This is a genomic window from Coleofasciculus sp. C1-SOL-03 (assembly GCF_040220555.1).
In the GTDB taxonomy this organism is placed as follows: Bacteria; Cyanobacteriota; Cyanobacteriia; order Cyanobacteriales; family Coleofasciculaceae; genus Coleofasciculus.
The window spans coordinates 1-26,385 of the sequence record NZ_JAVJUO010000071.1; the positions used below are offsets into that span (position 1 = coordinate 1).

At 46.0% G+C, this 26,385-nt stretch carries 25 protein-coding genes; 10 read left to right on the plus strand and 15 right to left on the minus strand.

Annotation, left to right across the window (positions count from 1 at the left end):
* A partial coding sequence (locus tag RIE73_RS11335; protein ID WP_446401266.1) for an IS607 family transposase occupies positions 1-300 on the minus strand: 300 nt, incomplete at its 3' end.
* Between the two features lie 21 nt (positions 301-321).
* Between RIE73_RS11335 and RIE73_RS11340 the strand changes: the two genes are divergently transcribed.
* The gene (locus RIE73_RS11340) at positions 322-2,715 is read left to right on the plus strand and encodes a hypothetical protein (RefSeq protein WP_446401267.1); all 2,394 of its coding nucleotides are present in this window, start codon (positions 322-324) and stop codon (positions 2,713-2,715) included.
* A gap of 417 nt (positions 2,716-3,132) precedes the next feature.
* On the opposite strand, the gene RIE73_RS11345 is transcribed toward RIE73_RS11340, so the two are convergent.
* The 6 genes from RIE73_RS11345 to RIE73_RS11370 all read right to left on the minus strand — a co-directional run bounded on the left by RIE73_RS11345 (position 3,133) and on the right by RIE73_RS11370 (position 8,352).
* On the minus strand, positions 3,133-3,723 hold the full coding sequence (locus RIE73_RS11345; protein WP_446401351.1) for a DUF4178 domain-containing protein: 591 nt from the start codon (positions 3,721-3,723) through the stop codon (positions 3,133-3,135).
* Positions 3,724-3,962: 239 nt separating this feature from the next.
* Entirely contained in the window at positions 3,963-5,555 is a 1,593-nt protein-coding gene (locus RIE73_RS11350; RefSeq protein ID WP_446401268.1) for a polyamine aminopropyltransferase, read from the minus strand.
* A 133-nt stretch (positions 5,556-5,688) separates the two neighbouring features.
* Positions 5,689-5,919: a hypothetical protein gene (locus RIE73_RS11355; protein WP_446401269.1), complete on the minus strand. Its 231-nt coding sequence runs from the start codon at positions 5,917-5,919 to the stop codon at positions 5,689-5,691.
* 63 nt (positions 5,920-5,982) lie between these two features.
* Positions 5,983-7,005, minus strand: coding sequence for a hypothetical protein (locus RIE73_RS11360; RefSeq protein ID WP_446401270.1), 1,023 nt, complete (start codon positions 7,003-7,005; stop codon positions 5,983-5,985).
* Between the two features lie 151 nt (positions 7,006-7,156).
* Positions 7,157-7,789: a hypothetical protein gene (locus tag RIE73_RS11365; RefSeq protein WP_446401271.1), complete on the minus strand. Its 633-nt coding sequence runs from the start codon at positions 7,787-7,789 to the stop codon at positions 7,157-7,159.
* A 107-nt stretch (positions 7,790-7,896) separates the two neighbouring features.
* Positions 7,897-8,352 (minus strand): hypothetical protein, encoded by a 456-nt coding sequence (locus tag RIE73_RS11370; RefSeq protein WP_446401272.1) that lies wholly within the window; start codon positions 8,350-8,352, stop codon positions 7,897-7,899.
* Between the two features lie 286 nt (positions 8,353-8,638).
* On the opposite strand from RIE73_RS11370, the gene RIE73_RS11375 reads away from it, so the two are divergent.
* The 5 genes from RIE73_RS11375 (at position 8,639) to RIE73_RS11395 (ending at position 13,675) form a co-directional block, all read left to right on the plus strand.
* Positions 8,639-9,160, plus strand: a complete 522-nt coding sequence (locus RIE73_RS11375) for a hypothetical protein (RefSeq protein WP_446401273.1) — start codon at positions 8,639-8,641, stop codon at positions 9,158-9,160.
* A gap of 127 nt (positions 9,161-9,287) precedes the next feature.
* Positions 9,288-10,394: a cobalt-precorrin-5B (C(1))-methyltransferase CbiD gene (gene cbiD / locus RIE73_RS11380; RefSeq protein ID WP_446401274.1), complete on the plus strand. Its 1,107-nt coding sequence runs from the start codon at positions 9,288-9,290 to the stop codon at positions 10,392-10,394.
* 403 nt (positions 10,395-10,797) lie between these two features.
* A complete protein-coding gene (gene guaA, locus RIE73_RS11385) occupies positions 10,798-12,345 on the plus strand; it encodes a glutamine-hydrolyzing GMP synthase (protein ID WP_446401352.1) in 1,548 nt (515 codons plus the stop codon).
* A gap of 390 nt (positions 12,346-12,735) precedes the next feature.
* Complete coding sequence (locus RIE73_RS11390; protein ID WP_446401353.1) at positions 12,736-13,257, plus strand: TM2 domain-containing protein; 522 nt, start codon at positions 12,736-12,738, stop codon at positions 13,255-13,257.
* Positions 13,258-13,279: 22 nt separating this feature from the next.
* Entirely contained in the window at positions 13,280-13,675 is a 396-nt protein-coding gene (locus RIE73_RS11395; protein WP_446401275.1) for a ribosomal maturation YjgA family protein, read from the plus strand.
* Here the strand turns inward: RIE73_RS11395 and RIE73_RS11400 are convergent.
* A complete protein-coding gene (locus tag RIE73_RS11400; protein ID WP_446401354.1) occupies positions 13,643-14,821 on the minus strand; it encodes an RNA-guided endonuclease InsQ/TnpB family protein in 1,179 nt (392 codons plus the stop codon). The genes RIE73_RS11395 and RIE73_RS11400 overlap by 33 nt on opposite strands.
* A 269-nt stretch (positions 14,822-15,090) precedes the next feature.
* Here RIE73_RS11400 and RIE73_RS11405 point away from each other — a divergent pair, with 269 nt between their 5' ends.
* Positions 15,091-15,462 (plus strand): hypothetical protein, encoded by a 372-nt coding sequence (locus tag RIE73_RS11405; protein ID WP_071777275.1) that lies wholly within the window; start codon positions 15,091-15,093, stop codon positions 15,460-15,462.
* 205 nt (positions 15,463-15,667) lie between these two features.
* On the opposite strand, the gene RIE73_RS11410 is transcribed toward RIE73_RS11405, so the two are convergent.
* The 4 genes from RIE73_RS11410 to RIE73_RS11425 all read right to left on the minus strand — a co-directional run bounded on the left by RIE73_RS11410 (position 15,668) and on the right by RIE73_RS11425 (position 19,368).
* The gene (locus RIE73_RS11410) at positions 15,668-17,008 is read right to left on the minus strand and encodes an RNA-guided endonuclease InsQ/TnpB family protein (RefSeq protein ID WP_446401276.1); all 1,341 of its coding nucleotides are present in this window, start codon (positions 17,006-17,008) and stop codon (positions 15,668-15,670) included.
* 45 nt (positions 17,009-17,053) lie between these two features.
* Positions 17,054-17,392, minus strand: coding sequence for a hypothetical protein (locus RIE73_RS11415; RefSeq protein ID WP_446401277.1), 339 nt, complete (start codon positions 17,390-17,392; stop codon positions 17,054-17,056).
* Positions 17,337-17,801, minus strand: coding sequence for a protein kinase domain-containing protein (locus tag RIE73_RS11420; protein ID WP_446401278.1), 465 nt, complete (start codon positions 17,799-17,801; stop codon positions 17,337-17,339). Before RIE73_RS11420 ends, RIE73_RS11415 begins: the two co-directional genes overlap by 56 nt.
* Before the next feature lie 154 nt (positions 17,802-17,955).
* Positions 17,956-19,368 (minus strand): adenylate/guanylate cyclase domain-containing protein, encoded by a 1,413-nt coding sequence (locus RIE73_RS11425; protein ID WP_446401279.1) that lies wholly within the window; start codon positions 19,366-19,368, stop codon positions 17,956-17,958.
* Positions 19,369-19,553: 185 nt separating this feature from the next.
* Here RIE73_RS11425 and RIE73_RS11430 point away from each other — a divergent pair, with 185 nt between their 5' ends.
* Together RIE73_RS11430 and RIE73_RS11435 are read left to right on the plus strand one after the other, a co-directional pair.
* Positions 19,554-20,843, plus strand: coding sequence for a DUF389 domain-containing protein (locus RIE73_RS11430; protein WP_446401280.1), 1,290 nt, complete (start codon positions 19,554-19,556; stop codon positions 20,841-20,843).
* 4 nt (positions 20,844-20,847) lie between these two features.
* The gene (locus tag RIE73_RS11435; protein WP_446401281.1) at positions 20,848-21,630 is read left to right on the plus strand and encodes a hypothetical protein; all 783 of its coding nucleotides are present in this window, start codon (positions 20,848-20,850) and stop codon (positions 21,628-21,630) included.
* Between the two features lie 53 nt (positions 21,631-21,683).
* Here the strand turns inward: RIE73_RS11435 and RIE73_RS11440 are convergent, their stop codons facing one another.
* The 3 genes from RIE73_RS11440 to RIE73_RS11450 form a co-directional block, all read right to left on the minus strand.
* Positions 21,684-21,905, minus strand: coding sequence for a hypothetical protein (locus RIE73_RS11440; RefSeq protein ID WP_446401282.1), 222 nt, complete (start codon positions 21,903-21,905; stop codon positions 21,684-21,686).
* A gap of 373 nt (positions 21,906-22,278) precedes the next feature.
* Positions 22,279-23,769, minus strand: coding sequence for a serine/threonine protein kinase (locus tag RIE73_RS11445; protein ID WP_446401283.1), 1,491 nt, complete (start codon positions 23,767-23,769; stop codon positions 22,279-22,281).
* Positions 23,770-24,160: 391 nt separating this feature from the next.
* Positions 24,161-25,657 (minus strand): protein kinase domain-containing protein, encoded by a 1,497-nt coding sequence (locus tag RIE73_RS11450; RefSeq protein ID WP_446401284.1) that lies wholly within the window; start codon positions 25,655-25,657, stop codon positions 24,161-24,163.
* Positions 25,658-25,920: 263 nt separating this feature from the next.
* On the opposite strand from RIE73_RS11450, the gene RIE73_RS11455 reads away from it, so the two are divergent.
* Entirely contained in the window at positions 25,921-26,337 is a 417-nt protein-coding gene (locus RIE73_RS11455; protein ID WP_446401285.1) for a hypothetical protein, read from the plus strand.
* Positions 26,338-26,385 lie beyond the last annotated feature (48 nt).

Genomic DNA, 26,385 nt, shown 5'->3' on the forward strand with positions numbered 1-26,385 from the left:
GTTCATGCCACTACCGAGATCTTGAATAATCTCAAATTCCCATCCCTGTTTGGCACAGTAGCTTTCCAAGACTAAAACCTGTCTATTTAGATCGTCTTTTTGGTCATGACTAGATACTCTGGCATAACCAACGGTTAATTCGTTACCCGATTTATTACCAATTAAGTCAGCAATATCGTATCGACGATGACCACCAGCCGTCCGAGAAGATCGTATTTTGCCGTTGAGTTCCCATCGGTGCAAAGTTTTGACCGTCACACCTAGTAGAGTAGCTGCTTCTTGGGGGGTTAAACTAGACATTTCCTGATTATATCATAGAAAATGTCCAGTTATGTCACTAATTGTCTAGATATTTACGGACTGTTAGTTAACCCCGATTTAACCGAAATCTTTTATACCAAATGGACGCAATTGGACAGTTTCCAGCGCACTCGGGGTGTCTTGCGAACCTTCACCCTCGCCCTCCGGGATGCGGAAACCTGGGATAACGCCCCCCTGATTGGGGCAAATGTCTTTATCGGTGACTCCTCTCAAGCCTCCCTTTCTGAAGCCGCACGAGAATTAACCAATATTGCTACAACCGAAGAATACGAAGGCAAACGCCAAGACTGGAATAATATCATCGAAGGAGAATTAGCCAAAGCGCGGCAAATTCAATCGGAAACCGTTGGCGTTAAACATCGGGAAATCGAACAAGCTGTATTTGCCACTTTCCTCCATTCTCAACCCATCGGTCAAAAAGCCCTAACGCGGGAATTACTCCTACTATTAGGACACACCAACCCCGATAAAATTGAACTGGAAAAAGCCCTGCTAAATTGGGTTAACGTGTCATGGTTTCTTGATGAAGAGATGCTGCAAGATAGCCACTCTCCATCAGGAAAACCAGAATTACCCAAGTTTTGGCGCTTAGGTTCCAAACCAAACCTCAAACAAATGCACGATGAGGCGTGTAAAAATCGGGTGTCTGATGACCTAATAGAAGAAAAATTACAGACAGAAATTAAGAGTAAAAAGCTGAAAAACCACCTCACCGCAGGGGCGCAGGCGGCTGGTGCTAAAGTTCATCTGCTGCCTAAATATCCCAAAGATATCGAAGATGACGGTCAATTCCACTATGCCATTCTTGACCCCCAAGCCGCCTCCACATCTGGCAATCCTAGCGCTTATGCTGCCCGATTTATCAATGAAAACACGAGTTCAGAAAACCCTCGCGCCAAAAACCGCAACGCTGTCGTATTAGTGGTTCCTGATCGCAGTGGTTTAGATGCTGCCCGTTCCCGGATTCGCGATTACCTCGGTTGGGAAGAAGTTCAACAACTCCTCAAAAATCAGGACATTGATGCCTCGCGCCAGAAACGACTGGAAGATAACCTAAAAGACTCGAAACATAAAATCTCCACTGCGATCGAACAAGCCTACTGCATTGTCGTTACCGTTGCCGAAAATAACGACATTCATGCCTTCAAAATTAACGTTACCGATGAACCCCTATTTAATCTAATTAAAGCCGATAAAAGGGCGCGAATTCAAGAAACCGCGATCACGGCTGATGCGATTATTCCCGGTGGTGCCTATGACTTGTGGCAAGAAGGCGAAGAATCTCGTTATGTCAAAGATTTGGTCGGCGCATTTGCCCAGCGTCCCAGCCTACCCAAAATGCTCAACACTCAATCGGTTCTGGACACCTTAATTCATGGTTGCCAAAATGGAACATTTGTGCTGCGCTATAGGCGTTCAGATCACTCGTTCAAAACATTCTGGCGGGAACAACCCAGCCAAGTTGCCCAGAAAGAAGCTAGTTTAGAGGCAGTGCTGCCAGAATTTGCCACTCTCAGCGATCTATCCCCCTCACTACTGCAACCCGAACAACTGCCGGAGTTATGGACAAATCACGCGATCGCACTCAGCCAGGTTTATGACTATTTCTCTGGTAACCATGTAGTGCAGATTCAATATGAAGGATACTCCGAACCCTTACCCATTCCCCGCGCCGAACCTGCTGTGATTGATACTGCCGTTTCCGAGGCGGTTAAAAGCGGTCAGTTATGCCTAATTAGTGGAGAAGCTTGCTTTTTAGCTGAAGATATTCCGGCTGGAGTATTGACTAATGAAGCTCAATTACAGCCATCTCCAGAACCGCTTTCAATCAATGACGTGCTACCCGATACTTTACCCGAAGCATGGAGCAACACCACCACAACAGCCCGCAGGATTTATGACGCATTAGTTGAGAAAATTGGACAACCGTTACCCTGGCAAACGGTACGAGATGCCATTGAAGGCGCTGCTCGAACACGCCGTTTTGAATTGACACCCGATTCTCAAAACTGGCCCTGCAACTTTGCCAGCGCCTCATCTGTTAAGTTCCAATTACCCCAGTCTAATCCACCCAAACCCATTGATTCAGTTCCCGTTAAACCCTCATCAACCCAAAGGTTTGTTGTTTCCGAGAATAAATCCTCTGACTACCAAGCCAACCTATCCGCCACCCAAACCAAAACCAATCGTCTCATCGCCTCAGCCGAGTTACAAACCCACGAAATTCAAGAACTTGGAGAAAAGATTGCTGAGATCAAAAGTGCAGCAGCAGGCATAGACTTAAAGCTGAACGTACACATTGAACTCGGTGGAGAATCACAGCCATCAGATGACGCGATCGCCCGTATCAACCAGCTACTTCAGGAAATTTCGGACAATCTGAAGCTGCAATGATAAGTGGGTGGACACAATTAAAGTTATAGCGCTTTGCGCTGTAATAAAGTACAGTCGCTCAAAGTCCCCCTTTTTAAGGGGGATGCGAGGGGGATCGACAATGTACCGCATAGCCGAGCAAACTGCTGTAACGGTTGAGATGTAGGGAACAGGGAACGGGGAACAGGGAACAGTAAGGGTTTGAGGGTGATTTACTTGCACTTGATACAGTACCGTTTTATGCCAGTCCGACTACTTATCATCTCCAGTTGAATACTTATATCATGTCCGCCAAAATAACCGTAATATCCTTCTTCCTTGCAACAAAAGCTCCTTCCCTTCTGCCCTCTGCCTTCTGCCCTGGAGCCTTGTCTCCACCGATAGTGTAAGTATTCCACCGGACACGATATTACACTGTAAGGTTCCAAGGCAAATGACCTAACTTCCATACAACCGTTCACCCGTTCCCGGTAGAAGTGTCAGCATTCTCGGATTAATACGCTCTCCCACAGTGACTTCAATATCACCATCCCATTCCTCAATCGAGAGAACCTTATTATTGGCTCCTTCATAATCAAAATAGCGACAACGTTCTGCTGTGCGGTGCAACGTTGTTCCTGTGCGCGTCATGTCAGCCACACCCGATTCCACACAGCGATAGGTTTCACCGCCAAAGGTTAGCTGCTTGGGCGGTTCTCCACTCATCTCTAACTGCTGCGTTGGCTCTAACAATGCCACTTCTACTCGGTCATCTTCATCCACAGAAAGCCAACAAAGACGCTCTCCATCTTGTAGTAAATACTCATACCAAGCATAGTCGCCAACATTGTAAGTCAGTTTTCCCTCCACCACCCAATCGGTTCCCATGTATTGGACAATATCACCAATTTCCAGAGTAAAAACGGTACGTTCTTCTAGGGGTAAACGCCCACGTTCACCGAGTCCTGATAACTGTCCCCGTTGCTGAAGAACGAGCAAAACAACAGCCGTAGCAATAATTACAATAATTCCAATCCAAACAAATACCATCATCTGATTTATGACTGACTACTTATGGAGAAGGGCAGGTTTTGTTGAACCGTTATTTCATCAATAGCTGACTGTAGTTCCTCAACCCGCCCCTACACGACAAAGGGCAGGTTTTGTTGAACAGTTATCGGTTAGCTAGGGCGGGTTTTGTTGAACAGTTATTTCATCAATAGCTGACTGTAGTTCCTCAACCCGCCCCTACAATTGTGGCTGAACCCGTCCCGGCAATTAACGTATTACTAATAGGCTGTCCAACGGGGGTCAGACTGATAACGCACAATCACAGGATGAGAGAGGCGATTTACCTCCACATTGCCTAATTGGACATCCCCAGGCAACTCAAATAAATGATGCAAAATCGGCTCAGTCAGATAGCGCGTTGACACCGATAATGTCAACCTATCCGCTTGAATCGATTGCCGCGACGCCAAAACAAAACCCCAGGGTCCAAAACTGGGAACGTCTACCACATAAGGATGAGTCGATAATCCCACATCCGATAGGGTTGCCACAATACAGCTTAGAACATCTGGGGCAAAAAAAGGACTCGATGCTTGGGTGACAAAAACGCCATTCTCTGCCAATCGCGGTAACAAACGCTGGTAAAACCCTTCAGAATACAGCTTGGCAAGCACTTCTCGGTCAGGGTCAGGAAAATCGGCGATAATTACATCAAAGGTTTCATTTAAGGTGGGTGCTGTCACAAAGGCATCGGCGTTAATCACCTGAACACGCGAATCTGTTAACGCCCCTTCATTTAACCGCACCAACTGGGGATGAGACTGAGCTAATTTGACCACTTGAGCGTCTAACTCAATCAGCACCACTTGTTCCACCTCTTGCCACTTCAGCACTTCCCGCAGCGCCATCCCATCCCCTGCGCCCATGACTAGCACACGACGCCTGTTTTGACTCGCACTCATTGCCGGATGTACCAAGGCTTCATGGTAACGGTATTCATCCAAGGTGGACAGTTGCAAATCTCCATCCAAGAACAATCGCAAATCTTGTCCCCGGCGCGTCAAGACAATCCGTTGATAGGGGGATTGAATGCGCGTAATCACCGGGGCTTGATACAACGTATTTTCCAGCCGATTACTGATGGGAATCGCCGCAGGTGCGGATAATGTCAGAATAACGCCTAAACCTAAACCCAGATATCCCCAACGGCGCAGCCGAGGAAACTGCTGTCCAATCGCAAACACCATAAAGGCGGGTAATGCACCCAGCACAAAAGCGGCGGGAAATAAGCCAATTAACGGCAGAAGCAATACGGGAAACAGCAACGAACCCAACAACGCCCCGACATAATCCAGCGCCAAAACCCCAGCCAGCGCTTCCCGCACTCCCTCCTCCAATTCCAGCACTCGTGTCAGTAGGGGGACTTCCAAACCCGCTAAAATGCCCAGCAATATGGTTACCAGAAATAATCCCAACCAGAGGAAACCGTTGACCACAAAGAGGGCAAACAGTCCTAAGGGTAATAATGCCGTCAGGGGAGCCATTAGCAGTTCAACCTGAACAAATGCCACCAGGAGTTGGCGTTGTTGGAGCCAAGGCGGGGACTTGGACGCAATAAACTGACTTAAGTAAGAGCCAATCCCCATGGCGGCTAAAAAGCCGCCCACGGCTACTCCAAAAGACAGCGCCTGATTCCCCACTAAATAGCTAGCCAGGGTTCCTAGTAACAGTTCAACCGCTAATCCACAGCTAGAGGAAACCGCCGCCGCCGCCAAAAGTAGCCGACGTTGCAGCCGATTTAATGATGAAACCTGGGGTTGAGTGACGGGTTCAACATTGGAGTTGTCTGTGGAGACTCCCTGATGTGCCATGAATTTTTAGTCAGTTATCAGTTATCAGTTATCAGGAGATGAGGGAGATGAGGGAGATGGGGGAGATGAGGGAGATAGGGTAGAGAATTTACAAATGACGAATGACAAATGACGAATGACGAATGACCAATCCCTATTTTCCTGCACTCGGACCCCCGCCACGAAACCCCCCATAAGATGACCGATTGGGTAGAATAATCCAGGTTCCGCCGCGATAACCGCCCGATAATTCTGTTCCATGTCGGGGCCAATAGTTATCCTGTTTCTCGGATCGTAGGACAAGGGCAGAACGCTGAGTATATCCGGCTGTAATTGTCAAGAGGGCGATCGCGATCGCAGCCCCAGCAAAAATTTTAGTTAACATGGGTTAAACTCCTAGGATGAACAGAGTTTTGAGTTTTCACTCAGACAGTGAACGAGTTCTCGATCAGGGGTGTTTATCTTGGGGATGATCGGATAAAGGAGAGGGGCGAATATGGACAACCTCCACGGGAACCAGAGTGTGATTGCGATCGCGCACTGTCAGCGTCGTCTGATCCACGGGTGCATCTGGCTTCACATCAACCTGAAACCCGTAGGAACTGCGAGGGTCTAAGGTGAAAAAACATTGGACTTGACCCGTTGCCGATTCCACCTTGCCATCTTCTTCTTTAAAGCTCAAACCCATAGGTAAAGCACGGGCATAGACTTGCTCCCCATAAGCATCATTAATCACTAGACGTGCGTTGAGATATCGCGGTGAGGTTTCGTCGGATCTCAGATGGATCTTGACCCGCACGAGTTGATCCGCCCCTCCCACCGTAGCGCGTCCACTGGGATCACTATCCATAATTGTTTTCGCGATCGCGACTTTCCCAGAAAAGGGTGTGGCAATGATCGCTATAATTCCCAGAATTGTCGAACCGATTAAACCTGACCACAAATAGCGCGTATCCACAACCCCATTTTCCACCGTCACCTTAAATCCCACGGATTGTTCGAGTTCTTGTCCAGAAGTATTGCCATACTCCAACACGGCAATTGCCACGGTTATTTTCTCATTTTTCTTTGCCTGAACGTCGAGTCCTCCCTGCAAATCAGACTCATACCAAGTCCCTGACTCACCGTCCTCTTGCCACGTCCCCGACTCACTCCAGGCTTCGTTCATCGCCGAGGCGATCACTTCCCCATTTTGGTCAAGAATTTGAATTTCGTAGATTACCCAGGTATTAGTTGACAGCCAAGCCTCCGCATCAATCCGCAACGCACCAATAAGCCGAGGTTCAAGTTGAATCGACTCCAGTTCAACCGATTCCTCTGGCTCAACGTATACTGTTTCTGATGTCACCCTTTTATAGAAGAACTGAGACCCCATCAATGCCAGTAGCACTAATCCTGCTGCTCCCAAAGCTATATAAGACCAGGGATCAACAAAACGACCGGTTCGCTGAGTTTTGGTAGTGACTGGCATTGGCTTGGAGTTCAAATTCAATCTTCTCGGTAACTGAAACACGTCGTCTCAGTCGATTGCTGCTTCTGTGTCAAAGAATTTTTGATCAAGAGTTTTTTAGGAGTGATGTATCAACTCTAAAGATAGTTAAGGACATAATAGTATTGTACTCCTACAAGTAGCGCCTGCGCCGCCGATTTGCGTAAGTCCTATTTTGATCAGATACCCTTATTGCGATAATACCCAGAATTCCCGAACCAATTAAACCTGGCCATAAATAGCGCGTATCAACAACCCCATTTTCCATCGTCACCTTAAATCCCACAGGTTGTTCAAGTTGTTGTCCCGAGGTATTGCCATACTCCAACACGACAATTGCCACGGTTATTGGCTCTTTTTTCTTTGCCTGAACATCAAGTCCTCCCTGCAAATCGGATTCCGACCAAGTCCCTGACTCACCGCCCTCTTGCCACGTCCCTGACTCACTCCAAGCTTCCTTCATCGCTGAAGCGATCACTTGTCCATTTTGGTCAAGAATTTGAATTTCGTAGATCACCCACGTATTAGTTGACAGCAAGGCTCTCACATCAATCCGCAACGCGCCAATAAGCTGAGGTTCGAGTTGAATCGACTCGAGTTCAACCGATTCCTCTGGCTCAATGAATACCTCCTCCGATACCAGCCTTTTAGGGAAAAACTGAGACACTACCAACGCTAATAGCACCAACCCAGCTGATCCCAGAGCCAGATAAGACCAGAGATTGACAAAACGACTGGTTCGCTGAGTTTTGAAAGTGAGTGGCATTGGCTTGAAGCTCAATTCAACTGAAACCTGTTGTCTGAGTCCATCACTCTGATTCTGTTGAGTTTGAGAAATTATCTATCGCATAACCCAGTATTAGCACACAAGGATTACCGAATCCGAATCCGGATTCCCGAAGAGCGATCAATAACATCTGAGCGTCGGATGCGGACTCTACCTGACCGAACTCGGCGTCTGGTAGACCGGGGTGTATCAATAATCACAGGATCAACCAGAACAGAATCGGAAATAGTCGAATCGATAACCGTGGGGTTAATTAGTGTAGAATCACGAATAGTTCCCCGAATCGGCTTCTTATATCGATAATCGTCGCGATCGCGATAGGATGAACCCCCAGAGGAGAAGGCACAAGGTCGCCCTGTGACCGGATTAACTGGCACCGGTGCTGGAATTGGGCTACCGTAAATCACCGACGAACAGCGCGATGACTGAATTGGTCTAGCGTCTACAGCGCTATCCCCCACTATCATCCAAGCCACTCCCACAGTTAAAGGCGTGAGCATGATGTTCAGCCAACGGCGTTGCAGGAGAGAAAATTTCAGCATCGTTTCACCTCAAAATAAGTTATATAGCAAGTCAGCGATTTAGTGAAGCGCAAAATTTGATCCCTTATCCGGCGATCCTTTCCTCTTATCAGTGTACCTATCTCGCTGAATACGGTTGTCAGTCCAACCTTTAAGGGAATATCAGGCTGACTCGGTAGTTCCTTAGCGCTTTAATTCCTTCAGGTTTTCGTGTAATTTCAATATACAACCCAACAGCTAGATATAACTTCACCCAATGGCACGAATAAGTGTCTCCTGATGATGTCAAGTTTTTGACCAATGACCAATGACCAATGACAAAGAACAGTTCCGCATCGAGTACAAAACCGGAAAAGCTACCTTTGAGCGGGGTGACTATCGCGCTGCGGTGAAGCATCTCGAAAAAGCCTGCGCCCTGATCAACCGCAATTCTCGCGTCGGGGGAGAGGCACAAATGTGGCTAGTTACAGCTTATGAAGCCGCCGGACAACAAACCGACGCGATCGCCCTCGGTCAGCAATTGACGAAGCATCCTGACTTGGAGATTCGCAAACAGTCCACAGGCTTACTCTACATCCTCCAAGCCCCCCAACTCAAGCGACCCGAAGAATGGATGACCAAGATTCCCGATTTAGGTGCTATTTCTGAAAGTGATCCTAGGGATCGCCGGGGTAGTGGGGTGACTAGAAGCAATCCCAGTTTGAAAAAGCAAATTGAACCGGAGGCGATCGATCTGAGTACAGTTAATACCAAAGATAATCAATTTATCTGGGTAGCTCTGGTTGTTATTGCTGCATTAGTGGGTGGACTCTTATGGTGGGGAGTGTAACCTTCCACACTCACCCTCTATTATCGGGTTTGCGGCACAACCCGGGAACCCTTATCTATCGATTAAGTTCCTAAACCCGCCCCTACCGATAACCGATTATAATTGATGATTTACAATTACAATTTCGATGAAATCTGGATATACCTTACCCGTCTTTGCTTGTGCTTCCGCTATGGCGGCGTTGCAGTGGTTGCGTCAAGCTAAACCCCTAGATACTGTATCTGTAGACTTAATTGAACCCCAAGAAACGGCAGACATTCCCATTGAACAAGTCGCCGGGATTCGCGAAGGAATGGCACTGGCGATTACTCGTAGTGATCCCGGTGATAACCTTGATCTAACCCGAAATACTCCAATTTGGGCAGTTGTGGAATGGGAACAATCTGACCCAACTCAACAAATACAAATACTCGGCGGAGAAGGAATTGGACGCCAATTAAATGCAGCCGGAAAAGCGGCAATTTATGCTTATGCTGAAACCTTATTACAAAGGAATCTCAGTCGCTTGCTTGCACCAAATGAGACAATTCAGGTAACCATTATTTTACCCGAAGGACGTAAACTGGCACAACGGACATCGAATGCGGCGTTTGGTGTGCTAGAAGGATTGTCATTGTTGGGAACAACAGGAATTTCTCAACCGTTAAGCGCTCCCGAACAACTACAAGCTTATCGCGAACAATTACAAGTTAAAGCCCTCTGTTTCGACGGTTTAGTCTTCTGTGTGGGCGAAAATGGGTTAAGCTTGGCGCGACAGATGGGAATAAATCCCGAACGATTAGTCAAAACAGCCAATTGGCTAGGACCTCTATTAGTGGCGGCGGGATTGCAGGAAATCCCAGGGCTTTTATTATTCGGTTATCATGGTAAACTAATTAAGTTAGCGGGTGGCATTTTTCACACTCATCATCACTTAGCCGATGGACGCCTAGAAATTCTCACGGCTCATGGCGCTCAAGTGGGATTACCCACACCGATTTTACAGGCAGTCTTTACCAGTCCTACCGCCGAAGCCGCGTTGACCTATCTACGGCAATTGGATGCTCAGGAGGGGAGTGATTGGGTGAATCAGATTTATCGGGCGATCGCGTCTACGATAGATAAACGTAGCCAAGACTATATCTATAAGCATAGCCAGCAAGAAGTACAAGTTGGTTCCCTGTTATTTGATCGTAACCGCCAAATCATCGTGACTAGCCAAACGGGAGCCACATTACTTTCGCAATTATCTTAGCAGGGGTTTGGGGAGTGGTAAGACCCACGCTGTAATCTATAATTCAGCGCTCTCGAACACGACTCCCCAAGGTTAATTTAGGCAACTCAATGTTGCCTTAAATTAACAAGAGGAATAGGTTCGTAGTCGGCACAAAGCGTGCCACCAGCGAAGACAGCACTTACTACAAACGCTGAATTCAGCGACATTTATGTTAAGCTGGTAAGAATATCTATAAAGCTTGGCATCGGTTGAAACCAATAGATTACTCGTTGATCAGTAGCAGACTCGATCAGCGAGATACACCCTTATCTGACTCAAATTTTGCTCACGGGATAAAGTAGTGACTAGACCAACAGGAAACGCATCTCAGCCAGTAGAGATATTACCCACAACCACTCTACAAAACCAATTACATCGCCAGATGATTGTGATTCTGGACTTTGGTTCTCAATATTCAGAACTCATTGCTCGTCGTATCCGCGAAACTCAGGTATATTCGGAGGTCATCTCCTATCGCACTAGCGCTGAAAAACTCCGACAACTGAGTCCCAAAGGAATTATTCTATCGGGAGGTCCGAATTCCGTCTACGATGACGCCGCACCTCAGTGTGATCCCGAAATTTTGCATCTAGGTATCCCTATATTGGGGGTTTGCTATGGGATGCAGCTGATGGTACAGCAACTGGGTGGGAAAGTAACTCGCTCTCAACGGGGAGAATATGGTAAAGCGTCGCTGCATATCGATGATCCCACGGACTTGTTGACGAACGTGGAAGAAAACTCAACCATGTGGATGAGCCATGCAGATTCCTGTCAGGAATTGCCAGACGGTTTTGAAGTCCTAGCCCATACCGATAATACTCCTTGCGCCGCGATCGCAGATCACCAGAAGCAGCTCTATGGGGTGCAGTTTCACCCGGAAGTCGTGCATTCGGTTGGCGGTATCGCGTTAATTCGCAATTTCGTGTATCACATCTGCGACTGCGAACCCACTTGGACGACGGAAGCTTTTGTTGAGGAAGCCATGCGCGAAATTCGCGCCAAGGTGGGGGACAAACGGGTACTGCTGGCTCTGTCTGGAGGTGTGGATTCCTCAACCCTCGCCTTCTTATTGCACAAGGCGATTGGCAACCAATTGACCTGTATGTTTATCGATCAAGGCTTCATGCGAAAACTGGAGCCAGAACGGTTGCTGAAGCTGTTTCAGGAGGAATTTCATATTCCTGTAGAATATGTTAACGCCCGCGATCGCTTCCTGGCTCGACTGGAAGGGGTGACTGATCCCGAAGAAAAGCGTCGCCGGATTGGTCATGAGTTTATTCGTGTCTTTGAAGAACAATCCAAAATCCTGGGTCCTTTTGACTATTTGGCTCAGGGTACGCTTTACCCCGATGTGATTGAGTCGGCGGATACTAACGTTGATCCCAAAACCGGGGAACGGGTGGCGGTGAAAATTAAGAGTCATCATAATGTCGGGGGTTTACCCAAAGACTTGCGTTTTAAGCTAGTGGAACCCTTACGGAAACTCTTCAAAGATGAAGTTCGCAAAGTGGGACGTTCCATTGGTTTACCCGAAGAAATTGTCCGGCGTCATCCCTTCCCCGGACCCGGATTAGCGATTCGGATTATTGGCGAAGTCACCGCAGAACGGCTGAATATTCTGCGCGATGCGGATTTGATTGTCCGCCAGGAAATTAATCGACACGGACTTTATAAAGAACTTTGGCAAGCCTTTGCTGTGTTACTCCCGATTCGCAGTGTTGGGGTAATGGGGGATCAGCGCACGTATGCGTATCCGGTTGTGCTGCGTTTGGTGAGTAGTGAAGACGGGATGACGGCGGATTGGTCGCGAGTTCCTTATGATTTACTCGAACTCATTTCTAACCGGATTGTCAATGAAGTTAAGGGTGTGAATCGGGTGGCTTACGATATTACCTCTAAGCCGCCGGGAACGATTGAGTGGGAATAGTGATTTAGGGAAGTGGGGGAGATGGGGGAGATGAGGGAGATGAGGGAGATGGGGGAGATAGGGGAGATGAGGGAGATGAGGGAGATGGGGGAGATGGGGAAGTGAACTCAAAACTCTACCTTACCTGTTCCCTGTTCCCTGTTCCCTGTTCCCTCTCCTCACCACAACACTTGTTCACGCAACCCCGATATAGTGAAACCCGTCCCTATATTTCTCAATCCTTAAAACGTTTCGCTCAAAGTTTGGCGATAATGTAAAGAAAGCGTGTAAAGAACCACAGGACAACTTACAGTGGCTGGCTTTAAGTTAATCACGCCGGAGTTTAAGCCGATGCAGCCTGTGACTGGAAGAGAGCGCTTTGGCTACACCCAACCAAGAGGAGGATTGGCAATGGATATAAATAGACGTGAGGGGAGTTATTTATTATGGCTCGGCTTTCTGTTTGGATTTGCCGGATTGCACCGTTTCTACAATGGTAAGATTGGCACAGGTTTGTTGTGGTTTTGTACGGGGGGATTATTTGGGGTTGGTCAATTCGTTGACCTGTTGCTGATTCCCAGAATGGTAGAAGACTATTATCTCAAACAGGGGAAGGGCGATCGCATCACTGGAGAAGCAACGGTTTCTGGTTCACCCACATTAGTCCAGCCTTATCATGCTCCTGCTACTTTAAACCATGACTCCTTTGTTGTCCAATTAGTAAAAGCGGCTGAAGTCAGAGGCGGTAAATTGTCCGTGACTCAGGGGGTTGTCGATACGGGACGAGGGTTTGCGGAAGTAGAAGCGACGTTGAACGATTTGGTCAAGTCCGGGTATGTGAATATTGACAATGACCCCGATACAGGCGTTGTCGTTTATGCGTTTCCAGAATTAGAGTTGAGTGCTAATCCTGAGTTAAAGCGATGGGTGTAGAGAGGTTGACCACTATCCTATTTTGAAATATCGCCTTATCCTGCTCATCAGCATTATCCTGATTGCTCCTTTGGGGTATGCAGTACGGTTTTACTCACCTGCACCGGAATGGCTGAATGACCGCCTGGGTAGCTTTGCTTATGAGATTTTCTGGATTCTCTTGGTTGGACTTTTCTTTCCCCAAGCGTCACCCCTGTGGACGGCGGTAGGCGTCTGTATAGTTACTTGTCTCCTGGAGGTTCTGCAACTATGGCAACCTCCATTTTTGCAGGCAATCCGAGCCACGTTACTGGGTCGGGTTATCTTGGGGAATACCTTTACCTGGTCAGATTTCCCCGCTTATTTTATCGGGAGTTTTCTGGGTTGGGTCTGGATGCTGACGGTGTTACGCTGTACATCTGTGGACAAACACATCTGACGCGATAGCAATGCCTTCAACCGATAGGTTGAGAGCAAAGGAGCCGTCCCTCAAAGCACGAATCATAATGTTCCGTGCGCCGCCCCAGTCTCGGTCATGTTCGTGACCACAACTGGGGCATTTGAATATTTTTGAGCCACCTAGTTTTGAGTGCTGGTGTCCGCACTTGGTACAAGTCTTTGAGGTGTAGGATTCATTGACATCAATCACTACAACTCCACGCTTGTTAGCTGCTTGCTTGAGTGTTAACTTAAACCGATGGTGCGACCAGGTGAGCATTTGCCTTGCTGTTTTGCTGCGTAGCTTTCGCTTAGATTTGACAATCATCTGCGAAGTCTCAAAGGTTGGCAGGAAGATAACCTTGTATTGACTCGTGAGATAGTTGGCTACTTGCTTGTGGCACTCATCGACTAAGTTGCGAATCCGAATCCTGATTCGGTTGGCTGCCTGATACATTCGTCGCTTTTGTTTACGACAAGCTTTAGACGCTCGACTCAAAAGATTGTCGAGGTGAGAACACAGCCGTTGGATGCGTCCAATGTCTGCCCCGCCAAACTCTTGAAATGATTCGCCGTCGTAGCCTGTCAAGAATGTTCTGACTCCAGGATCTAACGCAATTACTTTGTCTAACTCTTTGGGTTCGACTTCTTCGAGTACAGGAATACAGGCAAACCATCGTTTCTTGTCTCTAACTAACTGGGTGGCAAAGTGGGTTTTTTGCAAGGGTTCAGAAGCCCTAAAGTTAAGTCCCTTAACCAGTGTGGGATACCACGTCTCTCCATTGAAGTTGACCCTGTGGAACTTAATGGATTGAACGGGTTGACGACAGCTTCTAAACGACGATTCTCCCTTTGCCGACTTGGCTTGTTTCCACGCATCCCAAGCATCAAAGATGGCATTTTCTTTGGGGTGAGCTGGCGCTTTCCTTACCCAGTCCGGCAGGTCTAGTCCCAACACATAATCTCTCAACGAATATGCACTGGTTATCTTCTCTCCTGCTTTCAATGCGGCTATTGCCTTGTTGTAGCAGTAGCGAGACGCAGAAAGCCAAGACTTCCATTTTTGATGTAACTCTGGTTCTGGATACACCCGGATCTTAAGAGTCTTATTAGGCTTTGGCTTTGCTGTCTTGTGCCTCGGCTTCAGTTTGTAACTTCTGCTTGATTTGGTTTTCAAGTCTTCGGATGGAGTAAAGCCGACTGGAGAAACTACCCAATTATCGTAGAGTATGGCTATATTGTCCAGTGTTGTCCAATGAATCAGGGATTAGAGGTTAACCGATCGGCTTTGGTCTACTCGCGCCAGTCACATCGCCACAGTAAATCATAACTCAATACGTCTCAATACGTCACCGCTTAAAGGCTGGAGACAGTGTACAATCTGGCTGTATCGGACTTATACGCTGGGAGTGCTTTGTGTATTATCTTCATGAACCGCCTTATTTATTGTTAGTGATGGGTTTATTGGCTGGGATTACCTGCGGTGCAGCGTTTGAAGCCACACTGAAACAAAAGGTACAGGAATGGTCAAAAAACCGTTCCTCTCGCAGTCTGGCTCAAATGCAAGGATTGCCATTATTCATCCCATTCCTAGGAATTTCCGCCGGAATTTGCGTATTTCTGGCGGCTGGGTTAGAAATTTTTAGCTTTCCCACATTCCTGGCTTACACCATCTCCCTACCCCTAACTCTATTCATTGGCTGGTTAGTGTGGTATCAGTTGGGTAAACTTTTAGGACAGCTAGAACGAGGCGGCTCAAAAGCCATAGACCTCGACGCCTGGGAATAAAATGTAGAGACGCGCCATGGCGCGTCTTGATTATTGACACCCCAACACCCCACATCACCTCACCTATTCCCCCGGATACGTTTAAGATACAGTTGAGCCACTCTATCCCTGGGACTCAACCGTAAAACCTCTTCAAACCCCTGTGCGGCTTGCTCAAAAGCCTGGAGATGATAGAACGATAACGCCTCATTGACTTTTCCCCCGGTTAAACTTGCCCTCGAACGAAGTGAAGGGACGCGGGGGATTCTAAGAGGATACTACGGGACGGGCTAAAGCCGCGTCCCTTCGTGCGTGTCTTCTTAGAGTTCCAGAGGAAAACTCTGGATGGCGCAGTCAAAAACGCCCTACAGACCTTGGCTAGGTCAAGACCTAGCTGTATCTCTACTTTGCGGAGGATATTGGCAGCACCATTAGCATCGGCGTTGACGAATTCTCCATTTTTGGTGCGGTACATTCCGCGCTTTACTCGCTTTCCGCTCGGTTTCCACCCTTCCGGGCCTGAGCCGAATACAGGCAGAGGGTCATTATCGAGGAAACTAGCTTTAGAGGTATAACTTTCTTCAGTTTCTACGAACTGAATTCCATATTGCTCACACAGTTGCTCGATCCTGTTTTTGAGACGAGCGGTAGGAATCTGAACGAATTCTTGGTTTGTCTTTTTCCCTAACTCAATTCCATCTTTATTACGCCGATTCCAACCGAAAACGACTGTTCCAATTCGATGTTGGAGGCAATGGTTGATAACGACACGAGCGGCTTTGTTAACTGCATCTCTCATTTGCCTATTGCGCCTTTCTGTGAGAGAAGCTAGTTCTTCATTCCAAAATCCTTGAGCTTTTCCCAACTTAATGGTTGCAACCCGCTTGTTGTAGAACTGGTTAAGACTCTTTAGCTTGCGTCCATCAACGATAAAGCTGGTCTCTACGTTAGAGACACAGGTCATCCAGTTGTCAAGTCCGGGGTCGATTCCTAGAACTCTTGAGGAATCTACATCTGCTGTTACAGAGGGCAGGAGGTAGACGAACTCAGCATAGAAGCAACCGTTGCGGGGGAGGATTCTCAACTCTTTAATGTCTTTGAAGCTGAGGTTAGATGGCTTATGAATGAAGAAACTCGCTATCTTGAACCATGTCTTGACTAGCTTTCCTAGCGGCATTCTGATTTGACCATCTTTAATCTTCAAAGCTTGTTTAGGATAACTGACAGCAGACAGACCGCCTTTCTTTAAATACTTAGGCAATCTAGGATTGTCCGCCACCATTCCTTTTCTAAACGCCTTCATTAATCCGCCGAAGGACTTGAAGGATTCGCTAACTGTTCTTAGCGCTTGTTGGGCTGCCTGAGAGTAGAGGGCTTGGAAGTGCTTGTTGTTTTTATACTCCTTTTCTAAGTCATATTTACCGATAATCCGCCGACGCTTAAACCAGATTTGACGAGCATAATAAATGCCACAGTTCATCAAGTTATTCGCTTCGGTGCAAATAAACTCTAGAACGGCGGCTAGCTCTTTATCTGGATTTAATAATACTTGCTGACAACCGTACAAGAATATCACCTCCCTGTTTAGTAGCTATTATATCACTTGAGGAAATTACTGCGGGATAAATCCCGGTGTCTTTACGAATCGCTCGGTTTCATCCCTCGGATGAATCGCGAGGGCTTTCACCATCGCTAATCCTGTAAGGGAAGAGGAATTGTCATTCGGATCATTGTCAGTGAAATAACTAGACGTGGTGAGTACAGCGGCTTGAATAAATTTGTAATCTTCACCCAGAGGTATAATGAGTCCTGCTTGAACTGCCTCCCATAAGTCAATAGCAGTTTCTAATCGTGATTTATCATAAATAGCGGCTAACGTGGTTAAATCAAAGACATTACCAATCCCAGCCGCAAGCTGTAAAGCCGACTGAGTATTTTCCGATGTAAACAATATTACTGGGGTTAATATCTTTATGGATAATAGTAGCGGCGTGGATTTGATTTAGACTATCAGTTATTTGAATCGCGATGTCTAGAAACTCAGCCAGAGTCAGTGAATGGTGATTAAGCAATAGCTGTAAAGAATCACCACCGAAATCCTCGAATATAATGAATATAATGACTAAGTTGTTTTGATACTGTTCTAAGCGATAGGCTTTGACGACGCCTGCCAAATTGAGACGGCGGGTAAGCTGATATTCCTGTTTATATTTACGAATCTCTTCCGGTGTAGGATAATGAGTATTCAGGCGTTTAAGGATAACCGCTTGCTGATCCGCTTGGCGAATTCCTCGATAGACAATCGATTGAGTGCTGTCATGAATTTGGCATAAAATATGATAACCGGGAATGTTAAACATAGATGTGATTTAAGGGAACAGGGAACAGGGAACAGGGAACAGGGATACAGAGAAGCACAATCAGGTATATAAACTATTAAAACAAATAATTTTATAGGGATTAAAAATTCTCGATACTTATTTTTCATCCATTTGCCTTGAAACCCTCTGCCTTCTACCTATTCAAACAGCGTAACTGATAAATTCGAGCCACGCTATCGCTTGGGTTTTGCTGCAAGCACTGTTCAAACAGACTGGCGGCTAGATCAAGCTTACCCAGGTTGTAAAATAACAGGGCTTGTTCAAAGGTGGTTTTAGTGACTAACTTAGCCTGTCGCATTTCCGGTTCATCGGCATCAAAGACTTCATAAACACTCACCGCCTCAGATTTCCCCTTAACCTTAACTCTATCAATCACGCGAAAATTATAATCATTGGCATTATTGAGCTGGCAAAACGTGTGGTGAGAAATCAACAACGATACACCATAAGCTTTGGTTAATCCTTCCATCCGAGATGCTAAATTCACGGTATCACTAATCACTGTGCTATCCATGCGCGATGCACCACCGACTGTCCCCAGCATCAACAAGCCAGTGTTAATCCCAATACCAATTTTAATCGGCGTATAGCCAGTTTTGGTACGATGACTATTATACTCAGCCAGCCGATGCAACATGGTAATTCCTGCCTTGAGAGCATTATCGGCACTACCGCTAAACAGTGCCATCATCGCATCGCCAATGTATTTATCAATAAACCCCTGGTTATCAATAATTGCTGATTCCATACGACTAAAATAGGAATTAATAAATTTAAAATTATCGTCCGGGTTCATTTGTTCCGAAAGTGTGGTAAAATTGCGAATGTCCGAAAATAACACCGACATTTCTTTCTGGACTTGATCGCCCAATTGCACATCAACAATACTGTCTTTCTCCAGCAACTGGAGAAATTGGCGAGGAACAAAGCGGGATAGGGCTTGATTGAGGGCAAACAGATCCGTGGTAAACTGAAGTCGCTCAGCTTCGGCTTTTTTCCGTTCCGTGATGTCTTGAAACGCCGCGATCGCGAAAATAATAGTCCCGTCTTGATCAAAGATTGGTGTTCCCCAAACTTCTAAGGGAATCACCTGATCCCCGTGGCGGATTTCTAGGTCATCAGCCGTGCAACTTTCTCCCTGAAGCGCTCGCACAATCGGCAACTGATTAAAGGGATAAAGTTGATTGGTTCCGGCGCGATAAATGTGATAGACTTTGGCTAATTTTTCAGCCTTGACTCCCAGGGGAATGCGATGTCGGGTTAACTGTTTTCCCTTACGATTAATATAGTAAAGATATCCTTGATGATCCAATACCGCCACACCCACGGGCATGGCTTCTAGAAATTGCAAGAGTCGTTTTTCACTATCACGTACTGCTTGAATTGCCTGATTATGCAACTGGGCGGTAACGGTATCCGAATGTTCCGTTGTCGTCTCCAGCAGAATTTCCAAATCTGCATTTTCCTGCTTCAGGGCGGCGATTTCCTGGCGCAGACTGGCATTTTCCAAAATGAGCTGCTCTAGGGAGGGGTGTTCAGGTTGCATAGGTGCGATCGGCTTTTTCTGGACAAGCTATAGTTTTCATATCAATCTGTTCAGCCTTATTTCGGAAAAAATGTCTTTGTTAGGGAACAGGGAACAGGGAACAGCAGTAACATCTTTCTGATGATGGAAGTCAAAATGCATCCGGCGTATCACGCTTAAATGACAGGTATAAGTAGGAGGATGAGGTGCGCCAACTGTTAATTCAAGTGCCGCGAGGACAAGGGGATAAGGTTCTCGACATGGCGAAAGCTCATCAGGGAACGAATCTGGCTCGGTTTGAGGCGTCTGATACCGAGGAACCAATAGATTTTGTGATTACTTATGTTCCCAATCGTCAGGTTGAGCCGTTGCTGGAAGCCTTAGATACGCTTCCTGATTTACATCTAACCATAGTGCCTCGGGGGATGATGCCGCTGAAACCGCCCCCGTCAGAAGCCCCGCAACAAGTGAAAGAGGTGCAGTTACGCAGCCCCTTGGAGATATTTTTAGCTGGGTTGCAGAGTGTTGGGTCTTGGAAGGGATTTCTGGGGTATGCGGCTTGTGCAGGTGTGGTGGTTTGGATTGGGCTATTTACCAATACCATTTATTTACTCACCGCTGCAATGTTAATTGCACCCTTTGCTGGACCGGCTATGAATACCGCGATCGCAACGGCACGAGGCGATTTATACTTACTTAAGCGTAGTGTCATCCGCTATGGGGCAGGAATTGGCGTGACGGTGCTTGTGGCAGGGATTTTGAGTGTGATTATGCAACAGCAAGCCCCCACCAGTCTGATGATGGCGAGTTTTAAGGTATCATCGGTTACGATTCTCCTCCCCCTCATTGCCGGAACAGCAGGCGCGTTGAATCTGATCCAATCTGAACGCAGTAGTCTGGTTTCCGGAGCCGCCGTGGGTGTATTAGTCGCCGCCTCCTTAGCCCCAGCCGCCGGATTAATCGGCATGGCAGCCGCGATCGCCCGGTGGGATATGGTGGTGAATAGTCTGTTCCTGCTTGTGCTTCAGTTAGCCGGGATTAATTTTTCTGGCGCGATTGTCTTCCGTCTGGTGGGGCTTTCCGCCACGGGCGCTCGCTATAACCGGGGAAAGCGGTGGTTGTTTCCCGTGGTATTAGGGATTGGGGCGGTGATCATGGCATGTTTATTAACCGCGCAACTTTGGCAGCAACCCACGTTACAGCGAACCACACTCGAACAGCGAACCTCAACGGAGATTCAGCAGGTGGTGCAGGAGAGTGAGTTGGCGACACTGGTACAGTCGAATGTACAGTTTACACCGACTAAAATCGAGGGACAAAATACACTACTAACGATAGTTTATGTCCAACGTAACCCGGACGTAACGGCTTCTACGGAAACCATTCAGACGCAGTTAACCAAAGCAATTCAAAGCCATTTACTGGCACAGGATTTCAATGTTACCCCCTTAGTGCAGGTGACTGTGTTGGAATTGCCAGATGTTTCAAGAAAATAGGAGAATGGGTGTACAAAAATTATTCGCGATCGCAGACGCTTCAGTATTGAACGTATCATCAACCACGCTGCTAGCATTAATCTGCGCCATACTCTTGGCGATTGTCCATTTATTTGGTGGAAAAATGCGCTTTCTCGATGTGATTCCTCGCAGTCAGTGGTTATCATTCGCCGGGGGAGCATCGGTGGCGTATGTTTTTGTGCATTTATTGCCAGAACTCAATCAGGGACAACGAACCATTGAACAGACAGAAGGATTGGCGATCGCGTTTTTGGAAAGCCATGTTTATTTAGTTGCGCTTCTAGGATTAACCGTATTCTATGGCTTAGAACATCTAGTTAAAGTATACCGACAAAATCAGCATAAACTTAGCGGTATTCTCTCTCAAGGACTCTTTTGGTTACATATTGGCTCGTTTTCCCTTTATAACTTGTTAATTGGTTATCTACTGATTCATCGCGAGGAACCGGGAGTAGAGAGTCTCTTATTCTTTTTTATCGCCATGGCGTTGCACTTTTTTGTCAATGACTATGGATTGCGGGATCATCACAAAGACGCCTATCATCGGGTAGGGCGCTGGGTTTTAGCGGGTGCAATTTTATGTGGTTGGGCGATTGGACAAGCCACGGAAATATCTGAAGCCGCCCTAGCCATGCTGTTGGCATTTCTGGGTGGGGGAATTATCCTGAATGTGATTAAAGAAGAACTACCCGAAGAACGGCAAAGTCGATTTTGGGCATTTGCGTTGGGTGCAACTATCTATGCTGGTTTACTCGTTTTGGGTTAAATTTTTGGGTAATTCAGGACAAGAGAGTCCCATCTTAACGTATCGATGGCGAATCAAGCACTGTCTTCGGATTTTCCATATTTAGCGTAGACCTGTTGAGGGGTAGCTGGCATTACGTTATAGTATTCTTCGCTACCGTTGCTCTTACCAATCGGAGCTTGGTATCCACAGACAAACTCGGCTGTGCCGTCACTGAAGATATAAGCCCCACTGTAGTAACCCTCTTGGTCAGGATTACCAAAGCTTTCTTTGACAATTTTGGTTTTGTTTTTCATTGTTTTGCTCATCTAAAATCTCCTTCCATCATAAAGCCTTTTCTGATATTTAATATTAAGTTTAATGTCAAAGAAAACGGAACTCAGCAATCCTTATCCTTTAAGTAACCTGAATAACATCCAAATAAGGCTGGTGGGCAGTGCCCACCCTAGGGTATATCAAGGGTTTCGGTGAGCCAAAAATGCTTGTTGAGCGTGCCATTGACATGAGGATGAATATCTCTGACTTAAGCGAAATATCGCCAACTTGAATATCAGGAAATAAATTTACTCCAACTATCAATTTCAAGTAATAATCTAGCTTATTAGCTAAGACTTTAAACCCGTTTTAACGGGTTTTAGCTTTTAGCCAGAACTTTAGTTCTCGGCTTAATTAAGGTAAAATCTCCAAAAAATCAGTTATTTCTCTCACCAGCCACTTTTGCTCTGATCGGCTTAAAGCTATACCTAACCAATGCTTACGCCGATGCGACTGCAAAGAACACACGGTTATCGTTTTTCTAAGTAACGGTAACTTTATTTTGTCCAGGTTGATCGGATTTCTATCCGCCAATTGCCGCCGAACATTCCAGTAACATAAACCAAAAAGCCACCGTTTTATCTGGAAGCCGTTTGGACTAATTTCAATCCAAGTGCGAGACGTGGCACGAATTAGGAAAATCCCGATACTAAACAGTCCTATCATAACATAGATACTCAGAAATAAAAGACCAATAACGAGGAACCCAATACATCCATTTAATAGCCAGTTGTAGATGGTTGTTGCAAATATAATATCTGGATGATGATTTAATCGAATCGTTTCATAAATATTACCAGAAAATGATGGCATAGCGATAACTTGAACCAGAAGCAAACCGATTATATCCCACAACAGTAACGGTAAAATGGGTTTGATTATACGAGTCAGTCCCCTTAATAAACCGAAGCGATCGCGCTGTCGCCATATCGGTTTAATTTCTAGAATTAATTTGTGCGGCGTCTTGAGTAATGCTATCTGCTTTTGGGGCGATTGGTAAAAAAGTTGTCCTATATTTTGCCTCAGTTTCTGTTCCCCCTGCAAGACAGATAAGGCATCTTTCGCATTAGCAAAACGATGGGCGATCGCCGGATCTAGGATTCGCTCTAACCAATCGGCAAACTCTGGCGAAATTTGGACGTGGGGACGGAACTTAATTTTGAGCTGATGCTGAGGGAAATCAGCGGGAGATTTTCCGGTTAATAAAAATAGCAATGTTGCACCTAATCCATACAAATCGGTGGATAATACGGCTTGACCTCGATATTGTTCGGGAGCCATATACCCGAATGTTCCCACTATCGTACTCCCACCCGTTACGGTATGATAATAAGTATCAGAAACGGCACCAAAATCCACGAGAAATACTTGTCCATTTTTACTGAGAATAATATTTTGGGGTTTGATATCGCGATGGATAATCGCTGGCGTAAATTGTTGTAAGTAAACCAGTATAGTTAATAATTCAATAGCTAAACGTTTAACGGTAGCTTCCTTGGGTTTCCAGCCCATTTCCACTAATTCGGCTAACGACTTTCCCGGAGCCAGTTGCTGAACCAGATGAAAGTCAAGGCTTTCCGGTGTATCTACCTGAAAATAGGCTAAATACTTGGGAATTGCGGGATGATTCAGTTGAGCTAGAGTTTCGGCTTCTCGTTTAAACAAGTCTAAGGTTTTCCAGTCGCTTATTTGATACAGGGATAGGGATTTTATTGCCACGAGTTGACCTGTTTGTAAGTCTTTAGCCTTATAGGTTGTAGCGATACATCCTTGTCCTAAAACATTGAGAATGCGATATCGTTGAGCCATGATTTTTTGACGAAGATGGAGTTGTTGTATTTTCATTAATCGGTTCATAAAGTTGAATAGTTCATTTATTGGTGGGGAGGGCGGGTTTTGTTTTTGTTTTTGAGGTGGGGAGGGCGGGTTTTGTTGTTCCGTTATTGGTGAGGAGGGCGGGTTTTGTTGTTCCGTTATTGGTGAGGAGGGCGGGTTTTGTTGTTCCGTTATTGGTGGATATTTGAATTTAGTCCCTAAACCCGCCCCTACAATTGTCCCTAAACCCGCCCCTACAATTGACCCTTCACGACCTTCGAGGGTATAAGTAGGTTGGTGGAAATAAACTTAACTAGATTAAGTTATGTGAACAACTCTCAAACCTTTACTGTTCCCTGTTCCCTGTTCCCTGTTCCCTGTTCCCTAATCTCCACCGCTAACTTTAATTGTGTCCACCTACTTAGTTTGTATTAATCTCATCTGCCTCAATTTTTGCACCATTTTCAATTAATACGGCAGCGATTTCAGGGGAATGCGCCAGATGTAATGGCGTGCGATTTGTTTTGGCGTCTTTTGCATTCACATCAGCTCCTTTATCAATAAGTAATTGGGCAATTTCAGCAGAACGGGCAACGTGTAAAGGAGTAAGTCCGGTAAGCCAAATTTTTATTAAGCTGTTCCAGGAATTAATTGAAAACGATTGTGTCGGAGGATTCAGTAATCGATCTCGGTACAGTTGACTTTTGGCATGAATATCAGCACCATTGGCAATAAGTACCGCCGCAATGTCACGCGATCGCGCATAATGGAGAGGAGTCCAACCATACTGATCTGTGGCATTTACATCAGCACCCGCATTAATCAGTAACTGTACCACTTCTGGTGAACCTACCCAATGCAAAGGGGTTGTATAGTCTCCATTTCTGGCATTCACACCTAACCCGTTTTTGAGATACTGCTGAATCGTGGTACTATCTCCCTGTTCGGCGGCTTCATAAACCTGGGGCGGTGTCAGTCTGAGGGTGCTGAGGATGGGATATTTAAACGTATTAATTCCTACAATAATACTGGCTAAAAGTCCTACGGATACCAGGGGTTTCCAGAAGGCTGACTTAGAGGAAACGGGTTTGAATTTAACGGAAACTCGCTGATTTTGTAACTCAGCCAGGGCGGTTTCAGCATCAGAGAAGCGGTGCTTTAAATCCGGTTCCAGCATTGTCTCCAACCAATCAGCAAAGGCTTCCGATATTTGCATCCGAAAACACCGGGAATCCGTCGTCAGATGATTGACAGGTAAATCAGCAGGAGAACGATGGGTGAGTAAATATAATAACGTTGCGCCTAACCCATACAAATCGGTGGCTGGAACCGCTTGTCCCAGAAATTGTTCGGGTGCCATATAGCCAAACGTTCCCACCACAGTATGACTTCTGGCTAAGGTACTGTAATAGGTAGTTTGCACCGCGCCAAAATCCACAAGCATTATCTGTCCATTATCGCCTCGGATGATATTATCGGGTTTAATATCCCGGTGAATGACAGGCGGTGTTTGCTGATGTAAATAAACCAGAATGTCTAAGATTTGAATGGCAATCTGGCGAATTTCTGTTTCATTCCCCCGCCACCCGTTTCGGACTAATTCCGCTAGTGAACATCCGGGGGCAAATTGTTGGATAATATAGAACGTGCGATCGCTTGGTGTATCTTGATAGAAATAGTCCAGATACCGAGGAATCCCCAGATGATTCAGTTGAGCCAACACCTGCGCTTCTCGTTCAAACCGTTCAATGGCTTTCCAATCAGTAATCTGGCGCAGTGACAAGGCTTTCAGGACAACTCGTTCTCCTGTGTCTAAATCTTCACCCAGATAGGTGATACCGCTTCCTCCCTGTGCCAAGGGTGCTAAAATACGATAACGTTGAGCGATCGTCTTGTCTCGCACTGGTAGTTGTTCCATAACCACGTAACCTGTAACCGGATTGAGTCGTTGCCTATTTTATAGGGCAATGATTTGCTCTATTGAGAGTATGCCCAAATTTGTTGCAAATTCTGTCACCTGCAGAGGATTTTAAGTATCCATAATGCGTGATGCTATAATATTATGTCCGGTTAAAGAGTATGTTCAGCTTGAATTTGCCATCCTATAACTACCAAAAGAAATACTATCGAGGTTTCATGTTGTTATACATAAAATTTATCGATAGAGTATTACAGCCATTTATGAATGCTTTCGGAAACAAAAAGGTTACTCACTTTTGGCACTATCAGGAAACATCGGCTGCTGAATTAGAGAATAACCCCGACATTGCGCTTTCCCTTCATTCAGTTAAAGAGCAAAAGAGAAACTTCAAAAAAAGTTTTACTACTTTTCCTAGAAATGCTTTAGCTGATTTAGGATGGGTAAAAGATGCAGCAATCATTGAGCCTATAAAATACGAAAAAGAGTGGAGTTTTGTATTTCAGGACACTGACTCTGATGCTTGTCAAGAATGTGTCCTAACTCATAAGGGGGCAGTCAAAGTTCTTATAGATGGAAGTGTAATAGTATGGGGACGTGGGCAAAACGGTGAAATTGTTCAATTACATCTTGTTAGAATGACTACTGTCAAGCTCGATAAAGACATTCTTTTTATATGAGATTTTGCAGGTATTTAAAATTTCATTATTTTAGGGTTTTATATAGCA